The following is a 26,713-nucleotide window of genomic DNA, read 5'->3' on the forward strand; positions in this document are numbered from 1 at the left end:
TAAGAAAGAAACTAAATTTTAAACAAAATTTTAAATAGTGTTTAGTTTATCAATTTTTATATATTGCTTTAAAGCCAAAACGAGTTGTTTCTGTTCATTTTTGCAATTGATATTCACTAAAATTATTATTAATATCTCATTTGTTTAAATATCAAGAGCAATTAATATTATTATCTATATGAATACCTTCTTTTTCTTCAATTTTTTTTCATTTATATTCATCAGGAGTACTATTTACTGAAGAATAAAATTTATTAGTTAATTTTGGTAAGTTATTTAAATGTAAAAAACTATATTTTACTCCAACTGACTCATTATAGTCATGAACAAATAAAAAAGCTACCGTAATTGTTTCTAATTTTTCACAATTATCAATTCATAAGTTTTGAGTTGAAGCACCATAGTGTGTTGGAAATCAACTTCAATATACAATTGGTGAATATGGTTGGTATGTAATTGCAACTTTTGGAAGATATATTTCAGTTAAATTGTTACAATTTTTAAATACTAATCTTGAATAACGAGCACTATAAACACTAGATGAACCATGATCTTGATTAACAAAATCTTGATTGAAAGTGTGAATTTTCCCTGTGTATTTTATATTTTTCAAATTAGGCATTTCACTAAAGGTTTCAAGTTCATATAAATCGTTATTGGTTTTATTTGTTGCATGAATATAATAAGATTGAACATTTTTATTAAAGATTATTTCAGAAAATTCAGTTTGATAAAAAGCTTTTTGTGAAAAACAAGTTGGATTTACAAAATTGCCGTTATCATCTTTATATGATTTATTTAAATCTAATATAGATTCTTTTAAAATTAGTGATTTTTGCCTTGAGATAGAATATACATCTTTTTCTACATAATTAGCGTCTCCAGAATCGCTTTCATAACTGCTAATACTCATTTCTTTCTTTCACACAATCATTTTTTGAAGAATTTCTTCTTGAATCCATTTATCTATAGTAAATAAATATTGTATTTTATCTTTTTCAATTTCAGCAAATCTATCTTCAAGTTTCTTAACTAAATCTTTATACAAATTATAGTTATTATGATGTTTCATTCTTTCAATAATTTGCTTTTTAAGTTTAATCAAAGGAATAATAAATTTTAAAGTTACATCTGATTGTTTAGTATTTAATAAATTAATTCTTTTTTCTAATGTTTCACTTGCAGAAGTATTAATTGAAGAAAATGCATCAGAAATAATTGATTTTAACTCTTGAATAAAAGTTAATGAACCTTCAAGTTGCTTAATATTTTCAATTAGTTGATTAACTTCATTAACTTTATTTTCTAATTTTTGAATTGTAAATAATTTTTCACGTTTCTTTTCAATATATTCAACAAGTTTGCTTCTTAGTTTTTCAATTTCAGTAGCATAAGTTGAAACATTACCAGATTTCAAAATTAATTCTGAATTTTGCAAAATTGAAGATAAAGATAATTTTAAATTTTCAAGTTTAGGATCATTTAAATCATTATCTATATAATTTTTAACATTTTTTTGAACTTGTTTAAGTTCAGCTTCTAGGTTTAACAAATTATCTGAATTTGTTCTAATTTTAGTAATTGAATCTTTAAATGATTTAAGGCGACTTTCTAAAACACCATATGAAAGATTTTCATATCCGTTCATTAATTCAATTGCACTTTGAAGTTGTTCTTTTAATTGTTCATGATGTCTTTCTTCAAGCTTTTGTTTTAAATCATTAGCACGATTTAATTCAAGTCTTGTTTCAGCTTTTAAGCTTTCAAATTTAGCTAATCTATCATCAGATTTACCTTTATATTCAATTAAAGCTTCCTTAATTTTTTTATTTAAATTTGAAATTTGTTCATTATTTAATAAATTAATATCAGTATTATTTTCTACTTTAAGATCTAAAGAAGGAATCATATCTTCATGCTTACGTTGACGTAATAAATTACGTAGTTCTTCAAGTTTAGCTTGTAAAGAATTATACTCATTAATTAATAACTCTTTATTGTTTAATTTTAGAGCTGAACTTGTTTCAATTTCACCTGATTTAATTAAAAATGCATCTAATTTATTACGATATTCTTTAATTGATTCTTCTGTTTTAGTTTTAGCTTCCTCAGTTGATTTATCAGGTAATCTTTTTAAAGCAATATTAAGTTCAGATTTTAAATCATAATGTTTTCTTGTTTCTAAATCAGATAATAAACTTTGCGCATCTTTTTTTGCTTTTTCAATATCAGCAAAAATGTCATTAAACAATGAAACCATACTATCTGATTTATTTGATATATCAAGTATTTTATCCTTAAATGATGATATTTTAGAACTAAACATATCATTATCATCACTATCAAATTCTTTAATATCTTCAATTTGTTGTTCAAGTTTTTGCTTTAATGTATTATGTTTTCTTTCATCCAATTTTTGTTTTAATTCATCAGCTCTTTTAAGTTGTTTTTCTAGTTGCTTTTGATATTCCTTCCTTTTTTGATTATGATCTTCAGATAATGTACCAAGCTCAATTAATTTTTGAGAAAAATTTTCAATACCTTTTTTAATTTCTTCATTTTCCGTTGAATTTATAGTAGCTAAAAATTGTTTAAGTTCTGATTTTAATTTAATTTGCAATGATTTTTGTCCATATAGTTCCATTTGCGACAATAAATCATTTGCTTCAGACTTTTTAACATCAGCTTGTTTTTTTAAAGCTTCAAATTCAGCCAATCTTATATTTGAATCCAATTCTATTTGTTTTAATTTATCTTCGAATTCTTTTAATTTAGATTTGATATTCAAATATGTTAATTCATTTTCAACTAATGAATTGTTTAAAATATTGAATTGTCTTAATAATGCGAAGTGAAATCTATCATTCAATGTTTTTTGCAAATCAAAAGCTTTTTCTTTTAGTTTAGCTAATTTTTCTTGTGCTTGTATTCATTCACGTTTTCTATTTTCGGCTTTTGCTTTAATTTCACTTAATTTTTTAGATAAATCGCTTCTCAACGCCTTAAGATCTGTATCAGATAAATCTTTATAATTTTCAGAAACTGTTATTTGATTTCTTAACTCATCAGCAAAATCGTCATATTTATCTGCTTCAAGATTATTTAAATATGCCTTAGCTTCTTCAATTTTTTGTTTTAATTGTTGAACTCAAATATTACCATTGATTCATTTATTTTCTGATTCATTTTTAATTCCATCAATAGCATAACCAATTTCTTTTAATTTATCTTCAATTTCTTTTGCAGTCATTTTTTTAGCTATTTCTTGCATTTCTTCTTTTTTAAAAGAAGTTGAAAAAGGTCTAGAAGTTTGATTTAATCTTTCTAATAATTCTTTATGTCCTCTTTTAATCAAAATATTGGTTAACTCTTTCCCTTTTCCGGTTAATAAACCAATTATTGCATCTATATTTTTAGTCTTTTTAACTTGTCTAATTTTTCTCTCAGTTGTTGCAGCTATTGCTGAAACACATAAAAGTGAGGAAGTCAACGTAAAAGCACCAAGTGTGATACTTTTTAGAAGTTTCTTGTGTTTATTTTCCATACATTTTCCTTTATTTGATATATATTTAGTTATTTAATTCTATAATTTTTTAAAATAAAAAGAATTTTAACATTTTTTACAAAATAATAATGCAAATTAAAAATCTAAAAAAGGAAAATAAAATGTTAAATATTATTAAATAAATAATTTGGATTTCCTAAAAATTTCTAAACTTTTTATAAATTTTTAGTTTTTTTTATTCTCCTTATATTAAAATAAAAATGCAAGAAATAGCTAAAAAAATGACTGCAAAAGAAATTGAAGATAAATTAAAAGAAATTGGTTATGCTATTGATGGAATTAAAAATGAATCAGAAAATAAATGAATCAATGGTAATATTTGAGTTCAACAATTAAAACAAAAAATTGAAGAAGCTAAGGCATATTTAAATAATCTTGAAGCAGATAAATATGACGATTTTGCTGATGAGTTAAGAAATCAAATAACAGTTTCTGAAAATTATAAAGATTTATCTGATACAGATCTTAAGGCGTTGAGAAGCGATTTATCTAAAAAATTAAGTGAAATTAAAGCAAAAGCCGAAAATAGAAAACGTGAATGAATACAAGCACAAGAAAAATTAGCTAAACTAAAAGAAAAAGCTTTTGATTTGCAAAAAACATTGAATGATAGATTTCACTTCGCATTATTAAGACAATTCAATATTTTAAACAATTCATTAGTTGAAAATGAATTAACATATTTGAATATCAAATCTAAATTAAAAGAATTCGAAGATAAATTAAAACAAATAGAATTGGATTCAAATATAAGATTGGCTGAATTTGAAGCTTTAAAAAAACAAGCTGATGTTAAAAAGTCTGAAGCAAATGATTTATTGTCGCAAATGGAACTATATGGACAAAAATCATTGCAAATTAAATTAAAATCAGAACTTAAACAATTTTTAGCTACTATAAATTCAACGGAAAATGAAGAAATTAAAAAAGGTATTGAAAATTTTTCTCAAAAATTAATTGAGCTTGGTACATTATCTGAAGATCATAATCAAAAAAGGAAGGAATATCAAAAGCAACTAGAAAAACAACTTAAAAGAGCTGATGAATTAAAACAAAAATTGGATGAAAGAAAACATAATACATTAAAGCAAAAACTTGAACAACAAATTGAAGATATTAAAGAATTTGATAGTGATGATAATGATATGTTTAGTTCTAAAATATCATCATTTAAGGATAAAATACTTGATATATCAAATAAATCAGATAGTATGGTTTCATTGTTTAATGACATTTTTGCTGATATTGAAAAAGCAAAAAGATGCGCAAAGTTTATTATCTGATTTAGAAACAAGAAAACATTATGATTTAAAATCTGAACTTAATATTGCTTTAAAAAGATTACCTGATAAATCAACTGAGGAAGCTAAAACTAAAACAGAAGAATCAATTAAAGAATATCGTAATAAATTAGATGCATTTTTAATTAAATCAGGTGAAATTGAAACAAGTTCAGCTCTAAAATTAAACAATAAAGAGTTATTAATTAATGAGTATAATTCTTTACAAGCTAAACTTGAAGAACTACGTAATTTATTACGTCAACGTAAGCATGAAGATATGATTCCTTCTTTAGATCTTAAAGTAGAAAATAATACTGATATTAATTTATTAAATAATGAACAAATTTCAAATTTAAATAAAAAAATTAAGGAAGCTTTAATTGAATATAAAGGTAAATCTGATGATAGATTAGCTAAATTTGAAAGCTTAAAAGCTGAAACAAGACTTGAATTAAATCGTGCTAATGATTTAAAACAAAAGCTTGAAGAAAGACATCATGAACAATTAAAAGAACAACTTCAAAGTGCAATTGAATTAATGAACGGATATGAAAATCTTTCATATGGTGTTTTAGAAAGTCGCCTTAAATCATTTAAAGATTCAATTACTAAAATTAGAACAAATTCAGATAATTTGTTAAACCTAGAAGCTGAACTTAAACAAGTTCAAAAAAATGTTAAAAATTATATAGATAATGATTTAAATGATCCTAAACTTGAAAATTTAAAATTATCTTTATCTTCAATTTTGCAAAATTCAGAATTAATTTTGAAATCTGGTAATGTTTCAACTTATGCTACTGAAATTGAAAAACTAAGAAGCAAACTTGTTGAATATATTGAAAAGAAACGTGAAAAATTATTTACAATTCAAAAATTAGAAAATAAAGTTAATGAAGTTAATCAACTAATTGAAAATATTAAGCAACTTGAAGGTTCATTAACTTTTATTCAAGAGTTAAAATCAATTATTTCTGATGCATTTTCTTCAATTAATACTTCTGCAAGTGAAACATTAGAAAAAAGAATTAATTTATTAAATACTAAACAATCAGATGTAACTTTAAAATTTATTATTCCTTTGATTAAACTTAAAAAGCAAATTATTGAAAGAATGAAACATCATAATAACTATAATTTGTATAAAGATTTAGTTAAGAAACTTGAAGATAGATTTGCTGAAATTGAAAAAGATAAAATACAATATTTATTTACTATAGATAAATGGATTCAAGAAGAAATTCTTCAAAAAATGATTGTGTGAAAGAAAGAAAGAAGTAATGTTGAGGGTAAAAACATGCTTGGTGAAAATGGTGAACTAATATATAAAGATGTCTATACTATCTCTAGACAAAAATCACTAATTTTAAAAGAATCTATATTAGATTTAAATAAATCATATAAAGATGACAATGGCAATTTTATAAACCCAACTTGTTTTTCTCAAAAAGCTTTTTATCAAACTGAATTTTCTGAAATAATCTTTAATAAGAAAGTTCAAGATTATTATATTTATGCAGAGAATGAGACTAATAGCTATTTATATGAGCTTGAAACTTTTAGTGAAATGCCCAATTTGAAAAGTATAAATTGTGTGGCTAGAATTCACACATTTGGGTCATATTTTGCATACTTTCATACATATGAACAACCTTATTTTTCAAGATTAGTATTCAAAAATTGTAACAATTTAACTGAAATATATCTTCCGAAAGTATCAATTACTTATCAAGGACATCCTCAAAATTCTACCTGAGCCAGATTTTCATATGATTTTGGTGCTTCAGTACAAAATTTATTAGTTGATAACTGTAATAAATTAGAAAAAATTACTATTGCTTTTTTAGGTAATTTTGGTGAAAATAATCATGGTGATTCGTACTACAGATATAATATGTTATATTTAAATAATTTACCAAAATTAACTGCATTTTATTCTTCAATAACTACTGATTATTGAGGTTTTTCAAATCTAAAAGAGGAGATTAAAATAGATAACAATATTAATTGTTCGTTATATTTAAATAAATGAGGAAACTATTTTTCCGAAGATGAATTGCAAAAATGAATAGGAAAAAGCAGATTTGGTTTTAAGACAATATATAAAAATTGATAAACTAAACATTGTTTATAATTCTGTTTAAAGTTAGTTTTTTTCATAGTAGAAAGAGAACTAGAAAGAATATGAAGTGTGCAACACTATGTGCTTCATATTTTATTTTATATTTTTGAAAAATTATTACATCAAAAAATAAAAAAAACATAACAAAAATTGGCGCATAACCCTTTTTTATTTAATAAATATCAATAATTATTAAAAAAGTTTATTGTAATCTTCAATTAAATTTTATTTGTAAATTTTGCAGAAGACTTTCAATTCAATATTTTTCTACGTTTATAATTATTTCCTAATGTTACATGTTTTATAGGCTTAAGATCAACTTCATTAAAATTGGTTTCTTTGAGAAAATATCGTCTAAATAAACCATTTCAATTTTAATTACTTCTTTTTTGCTAAGACACATATTTGTCTGCAAAATATATTCATATATCAAATTTATAAGCTAATAACCTTAATTTTTGAAATTCAAATTTATTATTAGGTGTAATTTATCTAACAAAAATATTATTTTAATATATAGATTAGAAAGGGTTCTATTTAAAATATATAAATCTCTTTTTTTATCATCATATAACATACAAATAATGAAAAACTTTTTAAAATCCAAAAGTTAATTTATAGTAATGTCTTATTTAATTTTCATTAGTCATCTCTAAGTTATTTCAAATTAAAACAATCAAAATTCTAACATTTTTCTAATCAAATAATTTTTACTTATCATGTTACTTTTTAATTTTTCTTTTTATTTATCAGTAAAAATTTATTAAAACTTACATATTTTTATATTCTTATAAATAACTTTTTTATTAACATTTTTTAGAAATTTCCAAAGTTTTATCAAAGTTTTATCAAAGTTTTCTCAAAGTTTTCTCAATTTTAATTTTTTTCATTTTTCTTGCAATAGAATGTAAATGAAGAAAAATGAAAAATTACATTAAGCATAAAAGGAGAAAACATGAAAAAAATAAAATCAATAATTCTTCAAAATGAAATAGATCCAAAAACTGGATTAGTTTTAATTAAAGACTATAATTCTTATAATAGTATAAAATTTTACTTACAAAAGGATGAAGAAACACCTAATATTAAATATGTAATTTATATGTTTGATGAAAATAGTAAAATTGTAAAAGAAGCTAAAGGAAAGTCAATGAAACAGAGTGAATTTCAACAATATGTAATTGAACAATTTAAAGAACAAAAGAAATTTAATGAGCAACAATTAAAATTTAATGAAAAAATTTGAAATAGACTTGATTCTATTGATAATAGATTAACTTTAGTAGAAAACAGACTAACTTCTGTTGAAAAAAGATTAGATTCAGTTGAAAATAGATTGAATTTAGTTGAAAAAAGATTAGATTCCGTTGAAAATAGATTAACTAGACTTGAATCATTTCATGAAAAAGATATCAAAAAACATGATTAATAAAATAAGAATAAATTTCTAATTCTAATATTTTTCATTCTTACAAAATATAAGAAAAATATAATCAGTTATTCTAATTTATTAAATAAAGGATTTATGTATGTCATTAAAAGCTGGAATTGTAGGATTACCTAACGTTGGAAAATCAACATTATTTTCTTCTTTAACTTTAGTTGAAGCGGAATCTGCTAATTATGCTTTTACTACAATTGAACCTAATGTTGCAATTGTAAATCTAAAAGATGAAAGGCTTGAAGAATTAGCTAAAATAGCTTCTTCTAAAAAAATAGTTCCTGCTACATTTCAATTTGTTGATATAGCAGGCCTTGTTAAAGGAGCGTCTAAAGGCGAAGGCCTTGGTAATAAATTTTTGGCCAATATTCGTGAAGTTGATGCAATAGTTCATGTTGTTAGATGTTTTGAAGATCAAAATATAATGCATGTTAATAATAAAATAAATCCAATAGAAGATCTAAAAACTATTAATTTAGAATTAATATTAGCTGATTTACAAACTATTGATAATGTAATTAATAGAATTGGAAAAAAGGCCCAAAACAGTTCAGATAAATTATTAAAACTTGAATTTGAAACTGCAAAAAAAATTAGACAAAATCTTGAAAATGAAATAATGATTAAAAACATCTCTTTATCTGAAGAAGAATTAAAAATAATTAAATCATATCAATTATTAACACAAAAACCTATGATATATATAGCTAATCTAAATCCTGAAGTGTTTAATGATTTAGATAATAATAAACATTATAATGTCTTAAAAAACTATCTTATGGAACAAAATGAAATATTAATTCCTATATCTATTAAACTTGAACATGAAATGAGTTCATGATCTGAACAAGATAAATTAATGATATTAAAAGATTACAATATTTTAGAATCAGGAATTGATTTAATAATTAAAAAAACTTTCTATTTATTAAATCAAGCAACTTATTTTACCGCTGGAGAAATAGAAACAAGAGCATGAACATTTAAAAAAGGACAAAATGCCTGCGAGTGTGCAGGTATTATCCATTCGGATTTTGAAAAGAAATTTGTTAAAGCTGAAATCATTAAATATGATGACTATATTAAATATAACGGTGAAAAAGGATGCCGAGAAAATGGTAAAATTAACATTGAAGGTAAAAACTATTTAATGCAAGATGGAGATGTATGTTTTTTTAGAGTATCTAAATAACTACTCTTTTTATTATAGGGGATTAGTTTAATGGTAGAACAGAGGACTCCAAACCCTCTGGTATGGGTTCAATTCCTATATCCCCTGCCATATCATGAATTTGAACAAAAAATAGCTCATAATCATATTATGAGTTTTTCTTATCTTTAGGTAAATAATAGCAATTTGGAAAATTTTGATAAAACTCACTCTTAGTTTTCACAAATTTTTACCAATTTTAGTTTTTCTTAATTTCTTTATATTAGAATGTAGATATAAAATGAATAAAAATACAAAAAAGGAGGTTAAATGAAATTTAAAAAACTCATTCTTAATCTTGAAAATGAAATTGATTTAAAAACATGATCATCATTAAATAAATCTCATAATTCTTATAATGATATAAAATTTTATTTATTACATGATGAAGAAAATCCAAAAATTAAATATGTAATTTATATGTTTAATGAGGATAGCAAAATCATTAAAGATAAGAAAGATAAAACAATGAAGCAAAGTGAATTTCAACAAACAGTTCTAACGGCAATTGGTAAAATCAATATAAAAATTGATGAAATGGACACTGAGTTTAAAAATTTTAAAAATTATGTCATTGAAAACTTCGATAAACAAGAAAAATTCAATGAACAACAAAGAAAATTCAATCAAGAACAGAAAAATTTTAATGAAGAACAAAAAAATTTCAATGAATCGTTTTCAAACCGACTAAATTCTATAGAAAAAAGACTTACAAAATTAGAATCATTTCATAAAGATGAATTATAGTATTAGACCATATGTAATAGTAAACAAATCTAGTCTTAATTATGAGTTATTTTATTTTAGTTTACTTTTTGATTTAATTTTAGTGATAAAAAAATAAAGAAAAAAATACAAACATAAGATATCTTTATGCAATTTTTTAAACAAAAATAAAAATAATTCAAAAAAAATACTCAAAATTAGCCTTTTTTAATACTATTTTTAAGTTTTTTTATTTAAAAAATTATAATTTATAGTGATATGTAAATTATTAATTAAAATACATATCATTATTTAAATATATTTAAATATTATTCTTATGAAAGGAAAATAATATGAGTGACGAAAAACTAGTTGTTACTCCTAGTGCACCTAAGAAAATAGGGTTCTTCTCTGCTATCTTAATTGTACTTGGTGGTTCAATTGGTGCCGGTATATTTCTACGGTCAAAAGGTGTACTAGAAAACTCAGGCGGAAATCTTATTTGAGCAATTATTGTTTGATTAATTGCTGGTTTCACTGTTGTTACTATGGCTTTAGGACTTGTAGAAGTAGCATCAGGACGCAATGACAACTTAGGTATGATCGGATGAGCTAAAGCATTTAACACTTTAAAAATTTATAAAGCAACTAAATTCTTTATGACTTATCTATATTTACCATTTACATACTTCTTTATGCCATACTATGTAATTTTACAATTCCAAGATGGTATATCTGCATTTAAAAAAACAGGACAAACCCTTCAAAACTTTGGAGGATCCAAATTAGCTCCTTGATTTTACTTCTTAATTGCATTAGCATTAACAGTATGAATGGTATTTTCTGCTGGAATTAGTTCTCGTGCAGGTAATATTCAAAACTGAGTTGTTACAGCTGTTAAATTTATTCCATTAGTAGCTGTTGTTATTATTGGTTTTACTTTTGCATTTATTAAAACAAATACAAATGGTGGAAAAAGAGGAATAGATTTAATTGAAACAACCATTAAAAAATCTGATTTATTCAATTTAAAATCTACATCATTCTTTGGTCTATCACCATTCTTTGCAGTATTTGCATCATTAGGTGGTATCTTCTTTGCATTTGACGGATTTTATGTAACCGCTGGTGTTCAATCAGAAATGAAAAATCCAGAAAAAACTCCTGCCGCTTTAACTATTGGTCTATCATCAATGACTGCTATTTATATTCTAATAGCAGTTTCAATGTCAATAGGTGCTAAATCTGGAGGATTCTATGATTATGGTGACTTATTGGCAGAAAAGAAACAAGGATGAGCATTCGGAGTAATTAACTTCTGTATTGCTATAGGTATTATTGGAATTCTTAACGGATTTACAATGTGAGCATCGAGATGAGTTGAAGACTTAATTAAGGAAGGTGAAATAAGCGTTCCTGTTAAAGTTTATAAATACATGAAAAACTCAAAAATGCCTTTAGTAGGTGCATTATTTGTTCTATTTCTAGCACTACCATTTATGATTATATTTACCATTATTGGTGCTTATGGATACAAAGACATAACTGGTTACAACACTAATAGTGCTGGAGAATTTGCTAACAACTACGGACTTGGAATTGGTAAATTATTATCATTCTCTGACTTAATGGCTAACTGAATGGCTGTATTTGCATTTGCATTTATTGCTATGTCAATTGTTGGAGCAATCCAAAACAGAAAGAAACACTTTATTGCTGTTACTGAAAACAAACATACTAAATGAGCTGGAACAATTGCTGTTATAATGGTATTAACAACTATGGCGTTCTTAATAATAGATCCATTTGCAACATTCTTTATTGCTTTAGGTCAATATGGAATGGGTAAAGATGTTAAAAATGATTTATTAGCATCAGGATTAACCTCTCTATCATTTATAGTATTTTGTGTTATCGCATTTGGTTCTGCACCAATTGAAAGAAAATTGGTTGAAAGAAAAGCTGCTAAATTTGAAAAATTATTAGCATCTGGAACTTACGAAGCTGATCAATTAGAAACACTAAAAATCGCAAATGAATTAAATAATACAGTTCTAAGAACATACACAGAAGCTCGTGTAAACTAATATTATTTTAAAAAAAGGCTAACTTAATTGTTAGCTTTTTTCTTATCAAAAATGACATAGATTTTAATGAGTTATTAAATAAAAATGCAAAGTAAAGCATTTTAATTTATTACATTCAACTTTATATATATTTTGTCTACTCAAAATTTTTCAAATTTTTCACAAAGTTTTCTTAATTTTGAAATTTCTTATTTTTCTTATTATAATGACAATTGAACAAAAAAGGAAAACACCAAAATTAAACCAAAAAGGGGAATGATAGTCCTTAAAAATGAAATTGACTTAAAAACATAATTGTCATTGAATAAATCTTAATAATATAAAATTTTATTTAAAAAGTGATAAAAAAAATTCTAACATTAAATATGTTGTTTAGCATTTAATAAAAATAATAAGATTATTAGAGAAAATAAAGGTAAAATAATGAAACAAAGTGACTTTCAGCAATTCCTAATTGAACAATTTGAAAAACAAAATAAGTTCAATGAACAACAACTTAAATTTAATGAATTTGTAACTCATGAATTTGCAGAACGAAGAAAATTTAATGAATTATTTTCAAATTGTTTGGATTCTATTAAAAATAGACTTACAAGATTAGAATCATTTCATAAAAAATTATTAAAATAAAAAAATCCCGCAGGATTAATTTAAATTATTGTGTGAAGTATGCAATTAAGCACTGATAAGACATTAACTATGTTAATCCATTCAAATTTAATCAAATGAATTAAAAATAGTATAACATAATTTTTTTCTTTTATTAAAAAATTATTTATTTGTTTTTTATTTATAATAATTTATTATGAATAAAAATTTAGCTAATTTAATAAGACCTAATAATCTAAGAGGCTTTATATGTGATAATAATTTAAAAATTATTTTTGAAAATATTATTAAAAATAATGACTTACGTTCTTTTATTTTTTATGGGCCTCCTGGCGTTGGCAAGACCACTATATCGTATATTTTAGCTAATTCCTTAAATGTTTCCTATACGTATTTTAATGCAGCTATAGATAAAAAAGATGATTTAATACATAAACTTAAGTTAAATAAAATATTAATAATTGATGAAATTCATCGTTTAAATAAAGATAAACAAGATATTTTGTTGCCCTATTTAGAAAATGATTTAATTACAATTTATGCTACAACTACTGAAAATCCTTATTTTAAGATAAATCCCGCATTGCGTTCTCGTAGTTCAATTATAGAACTTAAAAAACCAACAAAAGAACAACTTATTAAATGTTTAGAAAATATTAATAACTCAAAATTTAATTTAAATTTAGATAAAAAAATATATGAATATTTAGCATTACAATCAGGACTTGATTTTAGAGTTGCAATAAATAATTTAGATTTAGTTAACAAATTATCTAAAAATAAACATTTAGAAATAAAAGATATTCAAAATATAATTCCATCAATTCAATTTAGTTCCGATAAAGATGCGGATAATCATTATGATTATTTAAGTGCATTTCATAAATCATTGCGTGGATCTGATGCTGATGCAGCTTTATATTATGGATTTTTAATTGTTAAATCTGGAGACTTTGATGGTTTATTTCGAAGAATGATTTGTGCATCATATGAAGATGTTGGTCTTGCAGCGCCTAATGTTCCTACAAATGTTTTAAATGCTATCCAAGCTTTTGAAAGAATCGGAATGCCTGAAGGGTATTTGCCAATTGCTAATGCAATTTTACAAATAGCACTTGCGCCTAAATCTAATAGTGCAATGAAAGCAGCTTCAGATGCAATAGAAGATATAAATAAAGGATATATATTTGAAGTACCAAATTATTTAAAAGATGCACATTATAGTTCAGCTTCTAAACTTAATCATGGTATTAATTATAAATATCCACATAATTATAAAAATCATTATATTATTCAAAATTATTTACCTAAGGAATTAGCAAATAAAAAATATTATAATTATGGAACTGAAGGTTATGAAACTAAAATAAAAACATATTGAGATATGATAAAAGGAAAATAAAATGACTTTTGATTTAGATAAAATAAATAATCTTGAAGATTTAAAAAACATTAAAAATGAATTTAACAATTCAAATGAGTTAATTAGTTTAGTTAATTTATTAAAAGATAAAAATGTTCAAAATAAGGCTGAAATTGGTAAAAAAATCCAAGCGCTTAAAGAAGAAGCAAATTTATTTTTTGAAAAAGCAAAAACTAAATTAAACCAAATTGAAGCTAACAAAATTATGGAAAATGAGTTTGAAGATTTTAGTTTTCCACATAATTTTTATGGATCTATTCATCCAATTGAAATCATTGCGAATAGGTTTAGAAAATGATTAAGTCTAAATGGATATTTTGAAGTCAAAGCCTCTGAAATTGAAAATGATGAATATAATTTTGAAAGGTTAAACATTCCGCAAAATCACCCAGCACGTGATATGCAAGATTCATTATATTTAGATGATAAATTATTGCTAAGAACTCATAACACGGGAATTAGTGCAAGGATTTTAGAGAAAAACAAAAATAAAGCATTTTCGCAATTTGCTATCGGCAAAGTTTATCGTAATGATGAAGAAGATCAAACACATTCACATCAATTTACTCAACTTGACTTAGTAAGTGTAGGTTTACATAGTTTTGCTACATTAATTTATACATTAAAAGAAATGCTTTCATATGTATTCGAACAAGAAATTAAAATTAGACTTAGACCATCATATTTTCCTTTCACTGAACCAAGTGTTGAAGTTGATATATTTTACAAAAATCGCTGAATTGAAGTTTTAGGCGCTGGAATGATTCATAATAGTGTTTTAAATAAAGCTGGATATACTAATAAAATGAATGGAATAGCAGCAGGAATTGGAATTGAAAGAATTGCAATGATTAAATATGAAATTGATGACATTCGTGAATTTTATTCAAATGATAAAAGGTTTTTAAATCAATTTAAATAGTTAAGGAATTAAAATGATATTTTCGTATAAAAAATTATTAAAACTTGCAAATTTAGAAAATGTTTCAATCGATGATATAACCAAAGCAATCAATTCAATTGGCTTTGAAGTCGAATCTTATGAAAAATTTGGTGATGTTGAAGGTATTAAGTTTGGACATGTTTTAAAAACATATAAAAATCCAAATGCTGATAGATTAACTGTTTGTGAAATTGAATTTGAAGGTAATGTTAAAAGAATAATCCAAACTACAGCAACTAATGTTAAAGAAAATGATTATTTAATGGCATTTATTCCTGGCTCGAGATCAAAAAATATTGTTTTTGCTGAAAAAGTTATGCAGGGCATAAATTCGCAAGGAATGTTAGTTGGACTTTCCGAAATTGGTTTTAAAAATGATGTTGTACCTCAAGAATATCAGGATGGTATTTTTACATTTTCAAAAGTTGATCTTTCATTAGATCCAATTGAATATTTTGAATTGAATGACTATTTAATTGATGTCACTATACTTTCAAATCGTGCTGATGCATTATGTTATTTAGTAATGGCGAAAGAATTAGCTGCTTATTTTAACACTAGTCCAATTAGTCTTAAAAAACCTACACCAACAATGAAATCTAATATTAATGTTTCAAAAAAATTAATTGGAACAAATCACTTATCGTATGTAGAAGCGAAAAATTATGATGTTAATTTAAAACTAAATGAACTTAATTTTTTATGAAAAAACAATGTAAAAACATTTAATAATGCTATTGATTTAACTAATTTAGTTTTGCTATATGCAGGTGTTCCATGTAATGTATATTCAAACTTAAAATCAAACGAATTTTTGACTGAATATTCAAGTGAAGAAGTTTTAATTTTAGGAAATAAACCCATAAAATTAAATTCAAACTTAGTTGTAAAAAATGGTAGTGAAATTATAGCATTAGCAGCAACTATTGGCCTTGAAAATAAATTTATTTCCACTGCATCAAATGTTATTTTTGAACTTGCAAGTTTTAATATTTTAGATGTTAGGAAAAACGCTAAACAAATTAAGTTTGATACATTATCATCACAAAGAGCAAGCAAAGAAATATCTTTAGGTCAAATACATTTAGCATATCAATTTTTATCTGAACATTTAACCTTTCATAGTCAACTAATTAATCCAGGAAAAATCTCAAATCAAACTATTTTTGTTGATGAAAAATTAATAGATAAATATGCTGGATTTGGTTTGACCAAGACATCTAAATATTTAGATGTACTTAAAAAACTTCAAATTCTTGATTTTAAATATAATAAAAAAATGAAAGAAATAACTTTTCCATCATATCGCTATGACTTAAAACAAATTCAAGATTTAATTGAAGAAATTTTTAGATTTTATGGTTATGATAATTTTAAACCTAAAGAACCAACAATTTTACCTCATATTAATATAAGCGATGAAATAAATGTGTTATCAATGTTTAAATATAAGGGATATTCAAACATTCGAACATTTACTTTAATAAAGCATGAAAATAATATTTTTAATCCTTTTTCTTTTTTAAAAACATATGCAACTAATAATTCAAAAAATTATGAACATTCTGAAATAAGAAATTCAATGATATTTTCACTAAATGATGCAATAGTTAACAATAAAAAACAAGGAATTTTAAAAAATTCATTTTTTGAAATAGGTATGATTAATAATCAAAATAATGTTTTAGGAATTGTTTCAAATGAAAAATCATTTGATGATTTATGTTGTGATATTCTTTCACTAACTAATAAAAAATTGATGTTTAAAAAGCCTTCTTTAGATATTTTTAATAACAATGCTTCAACTTTAATTTTTAATGATAAAGATGAAATGGTTGGTTATATTGCAAAACTTAATCCTAATTTTCTTAAATCTGATGCTTTTTTTGCTGAAATAATGCTTGATAAAATCAATAATTTTCCATACAAATATAAGCCATATAATAAAATGCCTTTAAAATCACGTGATATTACAATTTGTGTACACAAAAATCAATCAATAATTGATACAATTAATAAGCTTAATAGTTTAAAAGGTATTTTTGAAATTAAAGTAAAAGATATATATCAAAAATCAGAAGATGAAAAAAATATTACATTATCGATTTTATTAGAAGATTGAGCAACAAAAAAATTTGATAAGGACTTTAATAATGATTAGATCCAAATATAAAATAAGTGCAGTTGAATCATTTACAGGCGGAATGTTCGCAAGCGAAATTATTTCACATCCAAATGCAAGTACTTTTTTTAGAGGTTCATTAGTTGCATATGACTCTCGTATAAAACGTGATGTTTTAGGACTTGATATTTCAAAAGGTGTAATTAATAAAGATATTGCTGCCCAAATGGCCTTAAAGGGAAATAAATATTTTGATTCAGATTTATGTATTTCATTTACAGGAAATGCAGGTCCAATTGCCGAAGAAGGAATGCCGATTGGATTTATTTATATAGCAATTTGTTTAAACAATGAAGTTTCAGTTTATCAATATATTTTAAGTGGGCAAAGAAACGAAATTAGAAAACAAGCCGTTGAAATTGCAATTAACATTTTAAAATCAAAAGACATAATTGAAATTTATTAGCATGTTTATGTTAAAATATTAAAATATGTGGTGCGTGTGGCGAAGTGGTTAACGCTCCGGGTTGTGGCTCCGGCATACGTGGGTTCGATCCCCATCGCGCACCCCATTTTTTATTTTTCTTTTCTATCACTTAAAAATGCATAACATAATTAGAAAAATAATACTATAATTAATTAAGGTTTATATAACCTAAGAATTTCAAAAATATGAAGGACGTTTTAAATAAAAGATTTTGAATATTTTTTTTAACTATAAATGCTGCATTTATTATGGGTTTTATAGCTTTTAGTTATTTAAATTATTCACTAATATTAGGACATTTGTTTGGACTTTGTGTTCTTATTATTTATGTTCTATGTATTGATTCAATTATTAAAAACATTTTTATTGAAATTAAAGATATAAATAAAAAGCATAAAAAAAGAGTTGGAACATTATATTTATTTTTAGTTAATATATTTATTCTTGCTTTAATTTTAGGTATTTTTATGATTAATTATTTATATAAAAAACACAGTGATGCAAAAACATTAATTGCATTTTTTCCAGTTAATTTTATTGTTTTTGTAATACCATTTTTAATTTTTTTAATTTCTTCTTTACTTGAATATGGTATGCTAAAGAAATCTAAAAGTAATTTAAATAAAAATAAAAAGGAATAATATGGATAGATTTTTTGGAAAATTAAATTGATTTGGCCCTAAAGAAATAACTGAAAACCATATTTTTTCTTTAGTTTTTTTAGTAATTATTACATTTATTTTATGCATTCTAATCTACGTTGCAATAAAAAAACAAAAAATAGATAAGGCTCCTTCAACATCGGTTATTATGGTTGAAGGATTAATTACTATGGGGGATAATTATGCTTCTGATTTATCTGATCATAGATTGGATAAAGCAAATCCTTATTTTATATCCTTATTTTGCTTTTTATTTTTTGGACACATTATTTCACTTTTTGGTTTAGCTCCAATTGGAAGTAGTTTAAGCGTTGTATTTGCAGCAACCGCGGCAACATGATTTACAACAATTGGCATAGGATTTGCATACCAAAAAATTAAGTATTTGTTCACATTATTAAATCCTATTGAAATAGCAGGTAACATATCTCCATTAATTAGTTTAACATTTAGATTATTTGGAAATATTATTGGTGGAATTGTTTTAATAACTTTATTACATATTAGTTTAGATAAAATTTGAATCAAAATTATTAAAGTTTCTGAAAACAGTCCTGCTTCAATTATTAACCCAATAAGTATGTTAATTACACCATTTATGAATTTATATCTTGACATATTTGTTGGTGCTATTCAAGCTTTTGTTTTTATGACACTTACAATATCATATTGGTCGCAGGTCTCCGAAGTTGAGGTTAAAGAAAAAGTTAAAGATAAAGTTGAAGAATTAAAAGAAAATTTATTAAAAAATAATCAATATGATGTTGAAATACCCATCAAAACCAATTAAATTATAATTTTAAGGAGTAATTATGATAAATACATTTAATCCAGATAATGCAACCAAAAGTGCATCAAATCCATTAGCTTATGGACTTACAATGTTTGCAGCTGCAGTTGCTGTTTTAGGATCTTCTATTGTTTCCGTAGCGCAAGGATGATCAGTTGCAAAATCAGTAGAAGGAATCGGTAGAAATCCTGAAGCAATGAAAAAAATTCGTTCAGTTATGATCATTGGACTTGCTATTGTTGAAACCGGTTCAATATATTGTTTTATTATCGCTTTATTACTAATATTTGTTTAAGCAATAATGAATATTATAAATAACAGCAAAATCTCAGATGAGATAACAAAAACATTTGATAATTTAACATTTAATTGACCTTATTTTGTACTTTCACTTTTAACATTAACATTAGTTGTTCTATTTGTTACATTTTTAGTTTATAAACCTTTAAAAAAAATGCTTAAAGCACGCCAAGAATTTATTCAAAACAATATAAATGAATCAATTAAAGCAAAAGAAAAAGCATTAGAAGCTCAAGAAAGTATTGATTTAAAAATCAATGATGCTAATATTAAAGTATCAAATTTGATTTTAGAAGCAAAATCTGAGAGTGAAAAAATTATTAATGATGGTATGCAAAAAGCACAAAAACAAAGTGAACTTTTATTGCAACAAGCAAATATCTTAGTTGAAAAAAAATATAAAGATTTTGAACTAGAACAAAAAAAGATTATTATTGAAAATGCAGTGGAACTTGCGCGAAAAATCTTAAAACGTGAATTAAAAGATAAAGATAATAAAAAATTGATTAATGAATTAATGGAAAACTAATATGGAAGATTTAAACACCATTGTTTATAATTGGTCATTTGCCTTGTTAGATTTAGCTTCTGAATCTAATAAAATGGAAAAAATAACAAATGAAATTGTTATTATTGAAAAAAATATAAAACAAAATCGCGAATATCTAAAATATTTAAATTCATATTCAATTTCATTAGATGAAAAATATCAAAAAATTGATGAAGCTTTTGCTACTTTTCATCAATATATAGTTAATTTTATTAAGCTTGCAATTAAGGCAAATGTGGCAAAATATCTTTTAATCATTTTTAAAAAATATATTGAACTTGCTAATGCAAAAATGAATGTAAAGTATGGAATTATTTATTCTACTGAAAAATTATCAAAAGAAGAAATTACAAAATTTGAAAAAAAATTATCAAAAAAACTATCCACAGAAGTTTTACTTGTCAACAAAATTGACAAATCACTTTTAGCAGGAATAAAAATTAAAGTAGGCGACTATATTATTGAAAATTCAATTGAAGGATTTTTAAATACTTTTAAAAAATATAGTATTAAGGGGTAGAAATGGCAATAAAACCTACAGATTTATCAGCTATTATTAAATCGCAAATTAAAGATTTTGAGCAAAATATAACATATGATGAAGCAGGCAGAGTTATAAGCGTTGGCGATGGTATTGCTTTAGTTAGCGGTATTAATAATGTTGAATATGGCGAATTAGTTAGATTTGAATCTGGAGTTTTAGGAATGGCTTTAAATCTTGAAGAAGATTTAGTTGGCATTGTCGTTTTAGGCGATGACAGAGAAATTTCTGAAACAGATCATGTTTATCGTACAAAAGAAGTTATTTCAACAATTGTTGGCGATCAATTGCTTGGAAGAGTTATTGATCCTTTAGCTAATGCAATTGATGGAAAAGAAAAAATAAATGCTCAAATTAAAAGACCAATTTTTAAGATTGCTCCCGGAGTTATGAGTCGTCAAGAAGTTAATGAACCTTTAAAAACAGGACTTTTAATAATAGATTCAATGATTCCAATTGGTAAAGGTCAACGTGAACTTGTTATTGGTGATCGTCAAACTGGTAAAACAGCAATTGCTATTGATACAATATTGAATCAAAAAGGGAAAAATGTCTTTTGTATTTATGTTGCCATTGGTCAAAAATCATCAACAATAAGTCAAATTGTTGAAAACTTAAAGAAAAATGATGCTATGAAATATACAACTATTATTTCTGCTTCCGCTTCACAATCGGCCCCACTTCAATATATAGCACCATATACAGGCATTACAATAGCCGAAGAATGAATGTCAAAAGGTAAAGACGTCTTAATTATTTATGATGATCTTTCTAAACATGCTGTTGCTTACCGTACGCTTTCATTATTATTGCGTCGCCCTCCTGGTCGAGAAGCATACCCAGGTGATGTGTTTTACTTGCACTCTCAATTACTTGAAAGATCGGGTAAATTAAATGCCGAAAATGGCGGGGGATCAATTACTGCTATTCCAATTGTTGAAACTCAAGCGGAAGATATATCAGCATATATTCCAACTAATATTATTTCTATTACTGATGGACAAATTTTTACTAAAGAAAATTTGTTTAATTCAGGTCAAAGACCTGCAATTGATATTGGATATTCTGTAAGTAGAGTTGGATCAGCAGCACAAACAAAATTAATGAAAAAAATTGTTTCATCTTTAAAATTAGAACTTGCACAATATAATGAAATGTTATCATTTGCACAATTTGGATCAGATCTTGATAAAAATACACGTGATATATTAGATCATGGTGCCAAAGTATATGAGCTACTAAAGCAATCACAATATTCACCCTATACAGAATTTGAACAAATATTAATTTTATTTTCATCAAAATACCGTCTAATTAATCCAATTCCTAAAGATTTAATTGGAAAATATAAATATGAATTATTAAAATACTTTAAGCAAAATAAGACAACTCAACCGATAATTAGTTTACTTAAGAGCGCAAATGATTGATCTTCGGAATTAATAAAAATCACTTGAAATGCAATAATGTCATTCAATGAATCATTTATATCAACAATTCCTTATTATAAAAAAGAAGATCATAAAGAAGTGCCTAAATTGGAACTATAATGGCTAGTTTACAAAAAATCAAAACAAGAATTAATTCTATTTATTCAACTCAAAAAATTACAAAAGCAATGGAATTAATTTCAACTGCAAAATTTGCTAAAATCAAAAATAATTTAGACCAAGTAAAAAATTATTATAGTAATGTTAAAAAAATATTTTTTAATTTATTAAAGTATACTTCGCCACACATTGATGTTTTGCTAAATGAAAAATCTTGACAATTCGAAAAAAAACGCGATTTATATATTATTTTTGGTAGCGATTTAGGGCTTTGTGGAGCTTACAACACAAATATTCTTAATAAAGTTAATGAAGTTGTAACAAGCGAAGATATTATTATTGCAATTGGTTCTAAATTATTAAAAATTTTATCTAAACGTGAAAATACACATATTATTCAAACTTTAACAAATATAGGTGATGAACCAAATTATAATATTGCAAAAATAATTTCTAATAAAATATATGACGTCCTTCAAATATCTTATTTAAATTCAGTTAAGGTTATTTATACAAAATATATTAATCCCATTGTTCAAGAACCAATTGTTAAGGAAATATACCCAATAACATTAGAAAAAAGCGCTGATAGTGAAAATATTTTTAGTGATATGGATAAATCGTCTTTTGAACCAAGCGCTGATATTATTGTTAAAAACTCATTTAGTATATTTTTTGAAGCATCAATGTATTATGCCTTATATAGTTCAAAATTATCTGAAATGTCAATGCGTAGAATTGCAATGGAACAAGCTTCAGATAATGCTTCAGAATTAATAGATGATTTAAAATTACAATATAATCGAACACGTCAAGCCAAAATAACGCAAGAAATTACCGAAATTGTTGGTGGAAGCAATTCAAAATAGGAGTATAAATGAATAAAAAAATATTTATTGATGAATTAGAAAAAGAAAATCAAAATAGTTCTTCATCAGAAAATTATGGAACAATTACCCAAATTTTAGGATCTGTTATTGATGTTTGCTTTGATGAAGGCAAAACACCTAAAATTTTAAATGCCTTAGAAATAATTCAAGATGATAAAAATGCTCCAAGGCAAATTTTAGAAGTTGCTCAACATATTGGTAATGATTCAGTTAGAACCATTGCTATGAATTTAACAATTGGCCTAAAACGTGGAATGAAAGTTAAAGATTTAAAACATCCAATATCAGTTCCTGTTGGTAAAAAAGTTTTATCAAGAATGTTTAATGTTTTAGGTGAACCGATTGATAATAAAACAAATAGTTTTGAAAAAAGATTACCAATTCATAGATCTGCTCCAAGTTATGAAGAACAAAAACCAACACTTGAAATTTTTGAAACTGGTATTAAAGTTATTGATTTATTAATGCCATATATTAAAGGCGGAAAAATTGGTTTGTTTGGTGGAGCCGGTGTAGGGAAAACTGTTTTAATTCAAGAATTAATTAATAACATTGTTAAAGAACATGGTGGTCTTTCAGTTTTTGCTGGAGTAGGTGAAAGAACCCGTGAAGGAAATGATTTATATAATGAAATGAAAGCAAGTGGTGTCTTGGAAAAAACTGCCTTAGTATTTGGACAAATGAATGAACCTCCTGGTGCTAGAATGCGCGCTCCATATACTGCATTAACAATGGCTGAATATTTCCGTGATAGTATGGGCCAAGATGTTTTATTGTTTATTGATAATATATTTAGATTTACTCAAGCAGGTTCTGAAGTTAGTGCCTTATTAGGCAGAATGCCATCAGCTGTTGGTTATCAACCAACTTTAGCAACTGAAATGGGCCAATTGCAAGAAAGAATAACTTCAACTACAAAAGGATCAATTACTTCGGTTCAAGCTGTCTATGTTCCTGCTGATGATTTAACTGATCCCGCTCCTGCTACAACATTTACACACTTAGATGCAAAAACTGTTTTGGACCGTGATATTGCTGCTTTAGGTATTTATCCTGCAATCGATCCTTTAGCATCTAATTCAAGAATAATGGATCCTAACGTCATTGGTTTAGAACATTATAACACTGCAAGATCTGTTCAAAATATCTTACAAAGATTTAAAGAACTTCAAGATATTATTGCAATTTTAGGTATGCATGAACTTAGTGATGAAGATAAAAAGATAGTTGCTCGTGCTAGAAGGATAAGAAACTTCCTGTCACAACCATTCTTTGTTGCTGAAAAATTTTCTTCAATTAAAGGTAAATATATTTCATTAAAAGATAATATTGAATCTTTTAAAGAAATATTAAGTGGAAAATATGACGATTTACCAGAAGAAGCATTTTTATATGTTGGAACAATTAAAGATGTTGTTGAAAAAGCTAATAAAATTTTAAATAAAGATAAATAATGGACAATATTAATATTAAAAATAATGAATCTCAAAATCTATTTAATGTCATAATAAATACTCCTAAAGGCACTTTTTTAGATGAAATGGTATCAATTGTTACTTTTAAAACCACAGAAGGATATCGTGGAGTTATGAAAGATGCTACTGAATTTATGGCTTCAATAGTTCCGTCTAAGTTATATATATCATTTGATGAAAAATTGAGTCCTAAAGAATATTATATTGATCATGGTTTAGTTCATTTTAAAAATAATTTATTCTCAATAATTATTAATGAAATATCGGATAAACCTATTGAAGATAATAAAATGAATACAGATTTATCTGCTAAAAAATATACTGTTATTGAAGAAATTAAAATAAAACGTAATATTGTTAAAAATAATTCAAAATAATTAATATAAACTAAACTTAACTTTAAATAATTAATCTCATAATTAAAAAATTATGAGTTTTTTTATTAAAATTTGTATATAAAATAACAAAAAAATAGGTTTACCATGAAAAAACATAAGACAATTTTATTAATTTCAACTTTAGCAATTGGTAATTTTTTAGCTATACCTTTATTATCTTCAAGTTGTTCAAATTATTTAGATTTTCGTAAAAAAATTCTTAATGAAATTTCTAATATTGAAGATGATAAGTACAAAATTGATTCTAACAATAAAAAAACATTAGTAAAAAAATCAATTATTAATCAAATAAATTTTCAACCTTCAACAGATTTATTAAAAACCGAAATTTTAAAAATTAGATCAAATAGTGTTGGTTCACTTGATAAAAAAGTTCAACAAGATGCTTTTAATGAATTAAATGAAGCAATAAAATTAGCTAAAAAATATAAAGAATTTTATGAGCATACTTTGTTAAATGCAGAAGCAATTGAAAAAGAACTAAACACAGCAATTACTGATTCAGATTTTGATAATATTAAAAAGAATTTAACTAAAGAAAAAATCATAAAAAATTTTCTTAGCACGCTTAGAGAAATAAATAATTTATTTAAAAAAGAAATATTTAAAAAGAATTTTGATATTGAATTATTTAATAAAGCTAACAAAATGCTTTTTGATGCTAGAAAATATGTTTCATATTTACAAGCTTATGTGGAAAAGATTCTCAATGCTTCAAAACTTTATTCAAGATATAACTATTATTCAACAATCTTTAAGATTGAAAATATTTCATTTCCAGATTATCTAAAAGCATTTAAAAATTTCAAAGAATATTTGCTAAATAAGAATATAAACAGCTTTGATGTTTCAAAATTTGAAGAAATTGTAAATCCTTTTATTAAAGAAGATAATATTGTTACAAATGAAATTAATAAATGAGTAAAATATAATTTTGAATTGCGAAAAATATTTTCTCATATTAAATTAGCATTAGACGGAATGCTAATTAATAAAGTGTTTGACAGTATCTATAAAGATGGACTAGGTTTAGATGATAACACTTTAGAAAACATTAAAAAAACATATAAAGAAATGAAAAATAAATGAAACAAGCTTAATTATAAAAAGTTTGAGTTTATTCCATCTTTAGAAACTAATGAGATAAAAGAATTTATTAATGATATATTCAATTTTTTTAATAATGAATTTATGAGACTTTGAACTAAAGTTATTGATGAAAATAAAACAATAAGCCAAGAAAAACTTACCAAAATAAAGCAATTATATGAGCAAGGACATAAAATTGCTTCAATAAAACAAAATAAAGCCAATTTGAATTTTATGTTTAATGAATTAGAAATTTTTAAGTTTTCTAGTTATTTTACTGAATTTTATTTGCGTAGCAAACTAATATTTAAATTTGTTTATGGGGATAATTATTTAGAAGGAATTACATTAGATAAGATAGACAAAAATGAAGTTAAATTTAACTTTAAATTATTAAATAATCTACTAAATAATAAACACATCACTTCTAATCAACTATATACTTTAAGTATGAAAAAAATCTAAAATGGA

22 protein-coding genes and 2 tRNA genes are annotated in these 26,713 nt (G+C 24.4%); 23 read left to right on the plus strand and 1 reads right to left on the minus strand.

The annotated features are described in order from the left end of the window. Window positions 1-46: 46 nt before the first annotated feature. Entirely contained in the window at window positions 47-3,544 is a 3,498-nt protein-coding gene (locus LQ356_RS01805; protein ID WP_405311066.1) for a hypothetical protein, read from the minus strand. 221 nt (window positions 3,545-3,765) lie between these two features. Here LQ356_RS01805 and LQ356_RS01810 point away from each other — a divergent pair, with 221 nt between their 5' ends. The 23 genes from LQ356_RS01810 to LQ356_RS01920 all read left to right on the plus strand — a co-directional run bounded on the left by LQ356_RS01810 (window position 3,766) and on the right by LQ356_RS01920 (window position 26,707). After that, window positions 3,766-4,890 carry a hypothetical protein gene (locus LQ356_RS01810; RefSeq protein WP_405311068.1) on the plus strand — a complete coding sequence of 375 codons (1,125 nt, stop codon included), beginning with the start codon at window positions 3,766-3,768 and terminating at the stop codon, window positions 4,888-4,890. Further along, complete coding sequence (locus LQ356_RS01815; protein ID WP_405311069.1) at window positions 4,793-6,964, plus strand: hypothetical protein; 2,172 nt, start codon at window positions 4,793-4,795, stop codon at window positions 6,962-6,964. Before LQ356_RS01810 ends, LQ356_RS01815 begins: the two co-directional genes overlap by 98 nt. 961 nt (window positions 6,965-7,925) lie before the next feature. After that, window positions 7,926-8,399 carry a hypothetical protein gene (locus LQ356_RS01820; protein ID WP_405311071.1) on the plus strand — a complete coding sequence of 158 codons (474 nt, stop codon included), beginning with the start codon at window positions 7,926-7,928 and terminating at the stop codon, window positions 8,397-8,399. A 100-nt stretch (window positions 8,400-8,499) separates the two neighbouring features. Further along, window positions 8,500-9,603: a redox-regulated ATPase YchF gene (ychF, locus tag LQ356_RS01825; RefSeq protein WP_405311073.1), complete on the plus strand. Its 1,104-nt coding sequence runs from the start codon at window positions 8,500-8,502 to the stop codon at window positions 9,601-9,603. A 16-nt stretch (window positions 9,604-9,619) separates the two neighbouring features. Further along, window positions 9,620-9,693: transfer RNA gene (locus tag LQ356_RS01830), tRNA-Trp, on the plus strand. 198 nt (window positions 9,694-9,891) lie between these two features. After that, window positions 9,892-10,368: a hypothetical protein gene (locus LQ356_RS01835; protein ID WP_405311075.1), complete on the plus strand. Its 477-nt coding sequence runs from the start codon at window positions 9,892-9,894 to the stop codon at window positions 10,366-10,368. Between the two features lie 311 nt (window positions 10,369-10,679). Next, the gene (locus LQ356_RS01840) at window positions 10,680-12,413 is read left to right on the plus strand and encodes an APC family permease (protein ID WP_405311077.1); all 1,734 of its coding nucleotides are present in this window, start codon (window positions 10,680-10,682) and stop codon (window positions 12,411-12,413) included. Between the two features lie 423 nt (window positions 12,414-12,836). After that, on the plus strand, window positions 12,837-13,043 hold the full coding sequence (locus LQ356_RS01845) for a hypothetical protein (RefSeq protein ID WP_405311078.1): 207 nt from the start codon (window positions 12,837-12,839) through the stop codon (window positions 13,041-13,043). A 175-nt stretch (window positions 13,044-13,218) separates the two neighbouring features. Continuing rightward, on the plus strand, window positions 13,219-14,424 hold the full coding sequence (locus LQ356_RS01850; protein ID WP_405311080.1) for a replication-associated recombination protein A: 1,206 nt from the start codon (window positions 13,219-13,221) through the stop codon (window positions 14,422-14,424). A gap of 1 nt (window position 14,425) precedes the next feature. Continuing rightward, window positions 14,426-15,367 (plus strand): phenylalanine--tRNA ligase subunit alpha, encoded by a 942-nt coding sequence (pheS, locus tag LQ356_RS01855; protein ID WP_405311082.1) that lies wholly within the window; start codon window positions 14,426-14,428, stop codon window positions 15,365-15,367. A gap of 13 nt (window positions 15,368-15,380) precedes the next feature. Continuing rightward, window positions 15,381-17,549: a phenylalanine--tRNA ligase subunit beta gene (locus LQ356_RS01860; protein ID WP_405311084.1), complete on the plus strand. Its 2,169-nt coding sequence runs from the start codon at window positions 15,381-15,383 to the stop codon at window positions 17,547-17,549. Beyond that, window positions 17,542-17,976, plus strand: a complete 435-nt coding sequence (locus tag LQ356_RS01865) for a CinA family protein (protein WP_405311086.1) — start codon at window positions 17,542-17,544, stop codon at window positions 17,974-17,976. Before LQ356_RS01860 ends, LQ356_RS01865 begins: the two co-directional genes overlap by 8 nt. 30 nt (window positions 17,977-18,006) lie before the next feature. Then, a tRNA-His gene (locus LQ356_RS01870) sits at window positions 18,007-18,082 on the plus strand. Between the two features lie 163 nt (window positions 18,083-18,245). Beyond that, entirely contained in the window at window positions 18,246-18,638 is a 393-nt protein-coding gene (locus LQ356_RS01875; RefSeq protein ID WP_405311088.1) for a hypothetical protein, read from the plus strand. Between the two features lies 1 nt (window position 18,639). Further along, window positions 18,640-19,449, plus strand: a complete 810-nt coding sequence (locus tag LQ356_RS01880; RefSeq protein WP_405311090.1) for a F0F1 ATP synthase subunit A — start codon at window positions 18,640-18,642, stop codon at window positions 19,447-19,449. Window positions 19,450-19,471: 22 nt separating this feature from the next. Then, on the plus strand, window positions 19,472-19,744 hold the full coding sequence (locus tag LQ356_RS01885) for a F0F1 ATP synthase subunit C (RefSeq protein WP_405311092.1): 273 nt from the start codon (window positions 19,472-19,474) through the stop codon (window positions 19,742-19,744). A 6-nt stretch (window positions 19,745-19,750) separates the two neighbouring features. Beyond that, entirely contained in the window at window positions 19,751-20,278 is a 528-nt protein-coding gene (locus LQ356_RS01890; RefSeq protein WP_405311094.1) for a hypothetical protein, read from the plus strand. Between the two features lies 1 nt (window position 20,279). After that, a complete protein-coding gene (locus LQ356_RS01895; protein ID WP_405311096.1) occupies window positions 20,280-20,819 on the plus strand; it encodes a F0F1 ATP synthase subunit delta in 540 nt (179 codons plus the stop codon). 2 nt (window positions 20,820-20,821) lie between these two features. Continuing rightward, window positions 20,822-22,390 (plus strand): F0F1 ATP synthase subunit alpha, encoded by a 1,569-nt coding sequence (gene atpA / locus LQ356_RS01900; RefSeq protein ID WP_405311098.1) that lies wholly within the window; start codon window positions 20,822-20,824, stop codon window positions 22,388-22,390. Beyond that, window positions 22,390-23,259: an ATP synthase F1 subunit gamma gene (atpG, locus tag LQ356_RS01905; RefSeq protein ID WP_405311100.1), complete on the plus strand. Its 870-nt coding sequence runs from the start codon at window positions 22,390-22,392 to the stop codon at window positions 23,257-23,259. Before atpA ends, atpG begins: the two co-directional genes overlap by 1 nt. Window positions 23,260-23,267: 8 nt before the next feature. Continuing rightward, a complete protein-coding gene (gene atpD / locus LQ356_RS01910; protein WP_405311102.1) occupies window positions 23,268-24,734 on the plus strand; it encodes a F0F1 ATP synthase subunit beta in 1,467 nt (488 codons plus the stop codon). Beyond that, complete coding sequence (locus LQ356_RS01915; protein WP_405311104.1) at window positions 24,734-25,132, plus strand: F0F1 ATP synthase subunit epsilon; 399 nt, start codon at window positions 24,734-24,736, stop codon at window positions 25,130-25,132. Before atpD ends, LQ356_RS01915 begins: the two co-directional genes overlap by 1 nt. Window positions 25,133-25,237: 105 nt before the next feature. After that, on the plus strand, window positions 25,238-26,707 hold the full coding sequence (locus LQ356_RS01920; RefSeq protein WP_405311106.1) for a hypothetical protein: 1,470 nt from the start codon (window positions 25,238-25,240) through the stop codon (window positions 26,705-26,707). Window positions 26,708-26,713 lie beyond the last annotated feature (6 nt).

The sequence above is a fragment of the Metamycoplasma faucium genome (assembly GCF_045160055.1).
In the GTDB taxonomy this organism is placed as follows: Bacteria; Bacillota_I; Bacilli_A; order Mycoplasmatales; family Metamycoplasmataceae; genus Metamycoplasma; species Metamycoplasma faucium.